General features: G+C 71.2%; 10 protein-coding genes. 6 read left to right on the plus strand and 4 right to left on the minus strand.

The annotated features are described in order from the left end of the window. Window positions 1-68 precede the first annotated feature (68 nt). Window positions 69-1,529: a sensor histidine kinase gene (locus ACTWQJ_RS39960; protein ID WP_443311342.1), complete on the minus strand. Its 1,461-nt coding sequence runs from the start codon at window positions 1,527-1,529 to the stop codon at window positions 69-71. Continuing rightward, complete coding sequence (locus tag ACTWQJ_RS39965) at window positions 1,526-2,245, minus strand: response regulator transcription factor (RefSeq protein ID WP_443311343.1); 720 nt, start codon at window positions 2,243-2,245, stop codon at window positions 1,526-1,528. The genes ACTWQJ_RS39960 and ACTWQJ_RS39965 overlap by 4 nt, the downstream gene beginning before the upstream one ends. 123 nt (window positions 2,246-2,368) lie before the next feature. Between ACTWQJ_RS39965 and ACTWQJ_RS39970 the strand changes: the two genes are divergently transcribed. The 6 genes from ACTWQJ_RS39970 (at window position 2,369) to ACTWQJ_RS39995 (ending at window position 7,513) form a co-directional block, all read left to right on the plus strand. Next, window positions 2,369-3,706 (plus strand): ferredoxin reductase family protein, encoded by a 1,338-nt coding sequence (locus tag ACTWQJ_RS39970; RefSeq protein ID WP_443311344.1) that lies wholly within the window; start codon window positions 2,369-2,371, stop codon window positions 3,704-3,706. A 19-nt stretch (window positions 3,707-3,725) separates the two neighbouring features. After that, window positions 3,726-4,142, plus strand: a complete 417-nt coding sequence (locus ACTWQJ_RS39975) for an FMN-binding protein (protein ID WP_443311345.1) — start codon at window positions 3,726-3,728, stop codon at window positions 4,140-4,142. A gap of 1 nt (window position 4,143) precedes the next feature. After that, window positions 4,144-4,866 (plus strand): FAD:protein FMN transferase, encoded by a 723-nt coding sequence (locus tag ACTWQJ_RS39980; protein ID WP_443311346.1) that lies wholly within the window; start codon window positions 4,144-4,146, stop codon window positions 4,864-4,866. Between the two features lie 144 nt (window positions 4,867-5,010). Further along, window positions 5,011-6,159: an ABC transporter ATP-binding protein gene (locus tag ACTWQJ_RS39985; RefSeq protein WP_443311347.1), complete on the plus strand. Its 1,149-nt coding sequence runs from the start codon at window positions 5,011-5,013 to the stop codon at window positions 6,157-6,159. After that, on the plus strand, window positions 6,156-6,842 hold the full coding sequence (locus tag ACTWQJ_RS39990) for an ABC transporter permease (protein WP_443311348.1): 687 nt from the start codon (window positions 6,156-6,158) through the stop codon (window positions 6,840-6,842). Before ACTWQJ_RS39985 ends, ACTWQJ_RS39990 begins: the two co-directional genes overlap by 4 nt. Beyond that, on the plus strand, window positions 6,839-7,513 hold the full coding sequence (locus tag ACTWQJ_RS39995) for an ABC transporter permease (RefSeq protein WP_443311349.1): 675 nt from the start codon (window positions 6,839-6,841) through the stop codon (window positions 7,511-7,513). The genes ACTWQJ_RS39990 and ACTWQJ_RS39995 overlap by 4 nt, the downstream gene beginning before the upstream one ends. Before the next feature lie 142 nt (window positions 7,514-7,655). On the opposite strand, the gene ACTWQJ_RS40000 is transcribed toward ACTWQJ_RS39995, so the two are convergent. After that, the gene (locus tag ACTWQJ_RS40000; protein WP_443311350.1) at window positions 7,656-8,273 is read right to left on the minus strand and encodes a GTP-binding protein; all 618 of its coding nucleotides are present in this window, start codon (window positions 8,271-8,273) and stop codon (window positions 7,656-7,658) included. Then, the coding region (locus tag ACTWQJ_RS40005) for a DUF742 domain-containing protein (protein ID WP_443311351.1) at window positions 8,260-8,667 on the minus strand (408 nt) is incomplete at its 5' end. The genes ACTWQJ_RS40005 and ACTWQJ_RS40000, both read right to left, overlap by 14 nt.

The following is an 8,667-nucleotide window of genomic DNA, read 5'->3' on the forward strand; positions in this document are numbered from 1 at the left end:
GCGGCGACGAGCCGGCGTCCCTGGGCAGCGGGCCGGACGGCACGCACTGCGTTACAGCACCTCGGACGTCACCTACTCCTGAACCCGGAATACTCCTGAACCGGGAGCCGGACGGTGAACACCGTCCTCCCCGGTTCGCCGGCCAGCCCGATCGTGCCGCCGTGGGCCCGCACCAGTGAGCTCGCGACCGACAGCCCGAGCCCGCTGCCGCCGCGGTCGCGGCTGCGGGCCTTGTCGACGCGGTAGAAGCGGTCGAAGACCCGCTCCCGGTCGGCGGCCGGAATCCCGGGTCCCCGGTCGGTGACCCGGACCAGCGCGGCGCCGGCCGTCACGGAGGTCTCCACGCACACCTTTGTGCCGGCCGGCGTGTGCACGGCGGCATTGGTGAGCAGGTTGTCCAGCACCTGCCGGATCCGCTGCTGATCGAGCCGCAGCCGCACCGGCCCGTCCCCGGTCGTCACCGTCAGCGGGTGGCTCGGGTGCGCGGCGCGGAAGGCGTCCGCGGCCTGCTCGACCAGCTCCACCAGGTCGGCGTCCGCGAGCCGCAGCGGGGCCTCCACCTCGGCGGCGTCCAGCCGGGCGAGCAGTAGCAGATCGTCCAGGAGGAAGCCCATCCGGGCTGCCTCGGCGCGCAGCCGCGCCAGATGCTTCTCCCGTTCCTCGGGCGCGTTGGCGGCCGCGTACTGGAACAGGTCCGCATAGCCCCGTACCGACATCAGCGGCGTCCGCAGTTCGTGCGAGGCGTCCGCGACGAACCGGCGCAGCCGCTGCTCGGCCTCGGCGCGCACGGCGAGGGAGTCGTCGATGTGCTCCAGCATGGTGTTGAACGCCGTGCGCAGCTCCTCCACCTCCGGCCCGCCGCCTGGGCCGTCGGCCCGCAGCGGCAGCCGCGCCGCCGACTCGGTCAGATCGTGCGAGGCGATGCCGTGCGCGGTGTGCGCCATGTCGCTCAGCGGCTTCAGCCCGCGCCGCAGCATCCTCCGGCCGAACACCACCAGCGCCAGCAGGGCCAGCGCGAACGTGACCACCTGGATCGTGATCAGCTGCTGGACGGTGTCCTCGATGTCGTCCATCGGGGCGGCGCTCACCAGGACCACCCCGGGTTCGACCTCGCAGGCCCGCAGCCGGTAGGTGCCCGCGCCCCTGAGATGCGCGGTGCGCAGGAGCTCCTGGTCCGAGGAGGCCTGGGACCGGGCCAGGGCGGTGAACTCGTCGAGGTCCTTCGGCAGGTCTGCGGCGTCCTCGGGTCTGCGGAGCACGGGGGTGCCGTCCGACACGTCGTACACGGCGTAGTACCAGCGGTAGTACTTCTTCCCCTGCAGCGTGCCGTGATCCGCAATGCTCTTGGACTGGGCGAGCTGGCCGAGCTGCAGCTGCTCGTTGAGCTGGGCCGACAGATAGTCCCGCATGTACGTCGTCAGGGCCGTGCCGACGACGGCGAACACCACCAGCGCCAGGGCGCCCAGGCCCAGCGCCAGCCGGGTGCCCAGACGGAGCCTGCGGTACGTCTGCCGGAGCCGGCGGATCACTCGGCGGCCCGCCGGATCACGTATCCGAAGCCCCGGACGGTGTGGATCAGCGGGGAGCCGGTGTCGTCGAGCTTGCGGCGCAGCCGGCTGACGACCAGTTCGACGACGTTGGAGCGGCCGCCGAAGCCGTACTCCCACACATGGTCGAGGATCTGCGCCTTGGTGAGCACGGTCGGCGACTTGCGCATCAGATAGCGCAACACCTCGTACTCGGTCGGAGTCAGCGTCAGCAGTTTTCCGCCGCGCCGCACCTCACGGGTGTCCTCGTCCATCGTCAGGTCCGCCACCCGCAGCACCGACCGCTGGAAACCGGGCCCGGCGGTGCGCCGCAGCACCGTCCGCAGCCTGGCCATCAGCTCCTCCACGGCGAACGGCTTGACCAGATAGTCGTCACCGCCCCGGGTGAGCCCCGTCACCCGGTCGGATATCCCGTCCCGCGCGGTGAGGAACACCACCGGCACCATCGTCCCCGAACCGCGCAGCCGGTCCAGGATGCCGAAGCCGTCGATGTCGGGCAGCATCAGATCCAGCACGACGATGTCCGGATGGAACTCGGCGGCGCGGCGCAGTGCCTCGTCGCCGGAGTTCGCCGTGACCGCCTCCCACCCCTCGTAGCGGGCGACCGTGGCGACGAGGTCGGCGATGGGCGGGTCGTCGTCCACAACCAGGAGCCGTACTTTTTCCACCCGTTCATAGTGCGCCAACCGTTCTCCCATGCCAGACCAGGTGACCACCCCCGCCCGCATCGATATCCACTTGAAAGTCGTACGACAGGAATTCGACAGCTCCCCCCAGCGAAGCTCGGAGTCCTCAAGGCCCCGATCAAGGAGTTGCCGTCCGTGACGACAGTCCAGTCACCTCCCGCGCCCACCGCGGCGCTGCGCCCCAAGGTGGTGGCCCGCACCGGTCTGTACGCCGTGCTGGCCGCAAACGTGGCCGTGGTCACCGTCTTCTTCGTCCAGGCAGGGTTCGCCTCCAACGCGCTGATCGTCCTGGGCCGGCTGGCCGGGCTGTACGGCGCCCTCCTCATGGCGTTCCAGCTGCTGCTGGTGGCCCGGCTGCCCTGGCTCGACCGCCGGATCGGCATGGACCGGCTGACCCTGTGGCACCGCTGGGTCGGCTTCTCACTGCTGTGGACGCTGCTGGCCCACGCGGTGTTCATCACCTTCGGTTACGCCGACTCCTCGGGCCTGGACCCGGTGAACCAGCTGATCGACCTGGCCGAGACCGTCGAGGGCGTGCTGCGTGCGGTCGTCGCGCTGGCGCTGATCATCGTGATCGGCCTGGTCTCGGCGCGGTTCGCCCGACGCCGACTGGCCTACGAGACCTGGCACTTCATCCACCTCTACACCTACATCGCCGTCGTCCTGGCCTTCTCGCACCAGGTGGCGGTCGGTACGACCTTCGTCGCCTCGCCGGCGGCCACCGCGTACTGGTGGACCCTGGGGATCGTCGTGCTGGGCTCGGTCGCCCTGGGCCGTGTGGTGCTGCCGCTGTGGCGGAACCACCGCCACCAGCTGCGGGTCTCGGCCGTCGTCCCCGAGAACGACAACGTCGTCTCGATCTACGTCACCGGCCGCGACCTCGACCGGCTGCCCGCACGGGCCGGTCAGTTCTTCCTGTGGCGGTTCCTCACCCGCGACCGCTGGTGGCAGGCCAACCCGTTCTCCCTGTCGGCGGCCCCGGACGGCCGCACCCTGCGCCTGACCGCCAAGGCCGCCGGGGACGGCACCGCCGCCCTGCGCCATCTGAAGGTCGGCACCCGGGTCTTCGCCGAGGGCCCCTACGGCGCCTTCACCACCATGCACCGCACCCGCCCCGACGCCCTGCTCATAGCCGGCGGTGTCGGTGTCACCCCCATCCGGGCCCTGCTGGAGGAGCTGCACGGCCACGCCGTGGTGATCTACCGCGTGTCCAGCGACCGGGACGCCGTCCTCTACGACGAGCTGCGCGACCTCGCCCGGGCCAAGGGCGCCGAACTGTATCTGGTCACCGGCCCGGTCGCCCCGGACAAACTGGCGCCCGGCGAGCTGGCCCGGCTGGTCCCGGACGTGGCCGACCGCGACGTCTACGTCTGCGGTCCGCCCGGTATGACGGCCACGGTGCTGCGCAGCCTGCGCGAGCTCGGCGTGCCCAAGCCGCAGATCCACTTCGAACGCTTCAGCCTGGCCGGATGACGGGGACGAGGTACCTACCGTGAAACGAGCACTTCCTGTCCTGGTCCTGACCGTTGCCGGACTGATCCCCGTCTGGCGGTACGTGCCCTCGGACGGCAACGGTCAGGACCAGGCCGCCCAGCCGGCCGCGACCCCCTCCGCGACCTCCACCTTGGGATCCCCGGGCACCTCGGCCCAGATCGTCGTCGCGGGCTCCACCGTCACCACCGAGAAGGGTGACGTACAGGTGGAGGTGACCTTCGCGGGCGACGAGATCACCGCGGTCCGGATGCTGAAGCAGCCGAACCACCCGCAGACGACGGCCGCCGTGCCGACGCTGATCGAGGAGACGCTGCAGGCGCAGAGCGCGGAGATCGACGCGGTGTCCGGCGCGACGATCACCAGCGAGGGCTACAAGGAGTCCCTGCAGGCCGCCATCGACGCGAAGGGTGCCTGACATGCACCGGGTCGAGCACGTGATGGGCTTCCCCGTCTCCCTGCGGATCGACGACGAGCACGTCCCCGCCGGGCTCGCCGACGCCGTCTTCGCGTGGCTGCGCGAGGTCGACGAGCGGTTCAGCCCCTTCAAGGACGACAGCGAGGTGTCCCGCCTCGACCGGAGCGAGATCGCCCTCGGCGAGGTCAGCGCCGACCTCGCCGAGGTGCTCGACCTGTGCGAGCAGTACCGCCTCGCCACCGGCGGCGCCTTCGACGCCCGCCTGCCCGGCCGCGGCCTCGATCCCTGCGCCGTGGTCAAGGGCTGGTCGGTGCAGCGGGCGGCGGAGCTGCTCACGGCCGCGGGCGTACGGCGGTTCTGCCTGAACGCCGGGGGCGACGTGGTCGTCGCCGGCGGGCCGTGGCGGGTGGGCGTACGGCACCCCGACCACGCCGACCGGGTGTGCACGGTCCTGGAACTCACCGACGGGGCGGTCGCGACGTCCGCGCTGTACGAGCGGGGCGAGCACATCGTCGACGGGCGTACCGGACGTCCGGCGACCGGCCTGATCAGCGTCACCGTCGTGGCCCCGACCCTGACGGAGGCGGACACCGCGGCCACCGCGGCGTTCGCGATGGGTGCGGAGGGCGTCGCCTGGGCGGCCGGACGGAAGGGCTGCGAGGTGTACGCCGTGGACGCCGGGCGGCGGGTGCGGCGTACGGCCGGGCTGCCCATGGCGGCATGACCGTCGGCGGGGACTGCAACCGGTCAGCATGCGACGTAACCCGTCGAAGTCCTGCAACACAACCGGTCTAGACTCTCCCCGCAACGGCCCGCCGCCATGGCGAGAGCGGGCAGCGACGGCCAAACCCGAAGGGCGTTCGGCGTTTTGATACGGATAGATTCAGTCACCAAGCGGTACCCGGACGGCACGGTGGCGGTCGACCGCCTGTCACTGGAGATACCGGACCGTTCGATCACGGTCCTCGTCGGGCCGTCGGGGTGCGGCAAGACCACCACCCTGCGGATGATCAACCGGATGGTCGAGCCGAGCGAGGGCCGCATCCTCCTCGACGACGTCGACATCATGCAGCAGCCGGTCAACACACTGCGCCGGTCCATGGGTTACGTCATCCAGAACGCCGGCCTCTTCCAGCACCGCACGATCGTCGACAACATCGCCACCGTGCCCCGCATGCTCGGCTGGGGCAAGGACAAGGCCCGCGCCCGGGCCCGGGAGCTGATGGAGCGGGTCGGTCTGGACGCCTCCCTCGCCAAGCGGTACCCCTACCAGCTGTCCGGCGGACAGCAGCAACGCGTCGGTGTGGCCCGGGCGTTGGCCGCCGACCCGCCCGTGCTGCTGATGGACGAGCCGTTCTCCGCCGTCGACCCCGTGGTCCGCAAGGGCCTGCAGGACGAACTCCTGCGTATCCAGGACGAGTTGGGTAAGACCATCGTCTTCGTCACCCATGACATCGACGAGGCCGTCAAGCTCGGCACCATGGTCGCCGTGATGCGCACCGGCGGCCGGCTCGCCCAGTTCGCGCCGCCCGCCGAGCTGCTGTCCCACCCCGTGGACGCCTTCGTCGAGGACTTCCTCGGCGCCGACCGCGGCATCCGGCGGCTGTCCTTCTTCCCGTCCGCCGGGCTGGAGTTGCTCACCGCGCCGATCGTCGCCGTCGACGCCACGGCCGAGCAGATCGCCGCGCGCGACACGATGGACGTCCCCTATCTCCTCGTCACGGACCTGGACGGCAAGCCCCTCGGCTGGAGCGAGCCGCGGGAGCTGGCCGCCGGGAACATCGCGGCGGACCAACTCCTGCCGTACGGGCGGCCGTTCGTGGCAGGTACGGAATCGCTGCGGGCCGCGCTCGACTGCGCCGTCCTCTCGCCCACCGGCTGGGCCGTCGCCGTGGACGGCGAGGGCCGGGCGGCCGGGGTCGTCTCCCAGCAGACCATCGGCGAGGCGATCCGTGGCGCCCACGCTGAGCGACGGGCCGACGGGACGGCCGAGAAGGCGCAGAAGGTCGCGCGATGAACGAACTCTTCGACATGCCCAGCGACATCCAGCAGGGTTACTTCGGCGTGGTCGCACTGCACCTGCGCGAAGCACTGCTTCCGGTGCTGGCCGGGCTGCTCGTGGCGCTGCCCGTCGCCCAGCTGTGCGTGCGGCTGCGCTGGCTGTACCCGCCCGTGCTGTGGGTGACGACCGTGCTGTACGCGATCCCGTCGCTCGCCTTCTTCGTCGTCCTCATCGACTACACCGGCCTGAGCGAGCTCACGTTGATGATCCCACTGGCCGTCTACAGCCTGGTGGTGCTGGTCCCGGCGATCGTGGACGGCGTGCGGTCGGTGCCGCAGGAGACGCTGGCCGCCGCCACCGCCATGGGCTTCGGGCCCGTACGACGCTATGTCCAGGTGCAGTTGCCGATCGCGGCGCCCGCGATCATCGCCGGGTTGCGGGTGGCGTCGGTGTCGAGCATCTCCCTCGTCAGCGTCGGCATGCTGATCGGCAACGAGGGAGCCCTCGGCAACCTGCTCAACAGCGGCATGATCTACCACCAGGACCGGCTGATCTGGCTCTCCGTGGTGGGTACGGCCGTCCTCGCCATCCTCGTGGACGCCGCGCTGATCGTCCTGCGGGTGCTGGTGACGCCCTGGATGCCGCGCGGCGCCCGGAAGAACCCGCGCACGACCGCCGTGCAGGAGGCCACCCGGTGAACGTCCTGAACCACATCGACGCTTTCTTCAGCGACAGCGCCCACTGGCAGGGCTACGACGGCATCCCGACGCGCGTCGTCGAGCACATCGAGTACACGCTGCTGGCGCTCGGCATCGCCGCCGCCGTCGGACTGCCGATCGGCCTGCTCACGGGGCACACAGGGCGCGGCGGCAACACGCTCGCCCTGGTCGCCACCGCCGCCCGTGCGCTGCCCAGCTTCGGCCTGATGGTGCTGATGTTCGTGCTGCTCGGCCTGGGCATGGCCCCGGTGATGATCCCCCTGGTCGTGCTCGCCGTCCCGCCCATCCTGGTCACCACCTACGAGGCGATGCGCTCCGTGGACCCCGCGCCGGTGGATGCCGCCCGCGGCATGGGCATGGCCGAGGCCGGGGTCCTGTTCCGGGTCGAACTGCCGGTGGCCCTGCCGCTGATCCTGAGCGGACTGCGCTCGGCGGCCATCCAGATCGTCTCGACGGCCACCATCGCCGCGTACGTCAGCTTCGGCGGCATCGGCCGCTACATCATCGACGGTCTCTACCAGCAGAACTACGAGAAGGTCGTGGGCGGCGCCACCCTGGTCGCCGGAATGGCGCTGGCCACGCTCGCGGTGTTCTGGGCGGTCGCCCGCCTCGCGGTGTCGCGGGGGGTACGGAGGTCCAGCGCCCCGTAAGGGGCGCGGGGCTGTGTCGATATGCGGCTCCTCACCCACTCTCGGCTTCTCCCCCACGCTCGGCTTCGCTCGCGCGGGGGGACCCCCATGAGCGGGGGGACCCCCACCGTGGGCGCGACCAGCCACAGACGGCCCGCAGTGCTCATACGGCCCTTCCCGCGGAGCGCTCCGTGCGGGCCAGCGCCAGCTCCAGTACGACGAGCAGCGCGTCCCGCACCGAGCCGCGTTCGCGGGCGTCGAACACGACCACCGGGACGTGTTCGGCGACGTCCAGCGCCCAGCGGACCTCCTCCAGGGCGTGCTCGACCTGACCGTCGAAGGCGTTGATGGCCACGGCGAACGGGATCTGCCGGTGCTCGAAGTAGTCCACGGCGGCATAGCAGTCGTCGAGCCGGCGGGTGTCGACGATGACGAGCGCGCCGACCGCCCCCTCGACGATGTCGTCCCACATGAAGCCGAACCGGTCCTGACCGGGCGTGCCGAACAGATACAGCTTCAGCGTGGGATCGATGGTGATGCAGCCGAAGTCCATCGCGACCGTGGTCGTGGTCTTGCGCGGGGTGTGGGAGAGGTCGTCCACCCCCGCCGCGACCTCGGTGATGGCGGCCTCGGTGGTCAGCGGCTCGATCTCGGAGATGGCGCCGACGGCGGTGGTCTTGCCCACGCCGAAGCCGCCCGCGATCACCATCTTCACCGGCAGCGGCGGCCGTACGGCCCGCTGCGCGGCCGCGCCGACGGTGAGCGGTTCAGTCGGTGTCACGGAGTACCCCCCGGGAGTCGGGGATGGCGCGGAGGCCATCGATAACCCTTCGCAGGACGGACGCGTCGTGGGTGACGGCGGCGTTCGGCACGTACACCGCCAGATGTCCGGCGGTGCGCAGGTCCTCGGCGAGGACCCGGACGACGTTGAGATGCAGCCGCAGCCGGGCCGCGATCTCGGCTATGGACTGTGGCTGCTTGCAGGCGGCAACGATGTCGTGCTGCTCGAAGGACAGCCGGTCGAGCGCGTCGAGCCCCTCGGCGGTGGCGATGACCTGGGTCTCGACCGGGATCGTCCGGCCGGACGCGGCCTCGCCCGCGCCCGCCACCCGGCCGGCGGTGACGAGGAACGGCCGTACGGCGGGGACGTGTCCGGCCGGGTCGGGGCCCGGGGG

Origin of the sequence: Streptomyces sp. KR55 (assembly GCF_052245645.1) — a bacterium.
GTDB classification, from domain to species: Bacteria; Actinomycetota; Actinomycetes; order Streptomycetales; family Streptomycetaceae; genus Streptomyces; species Streptomyces flavusporus.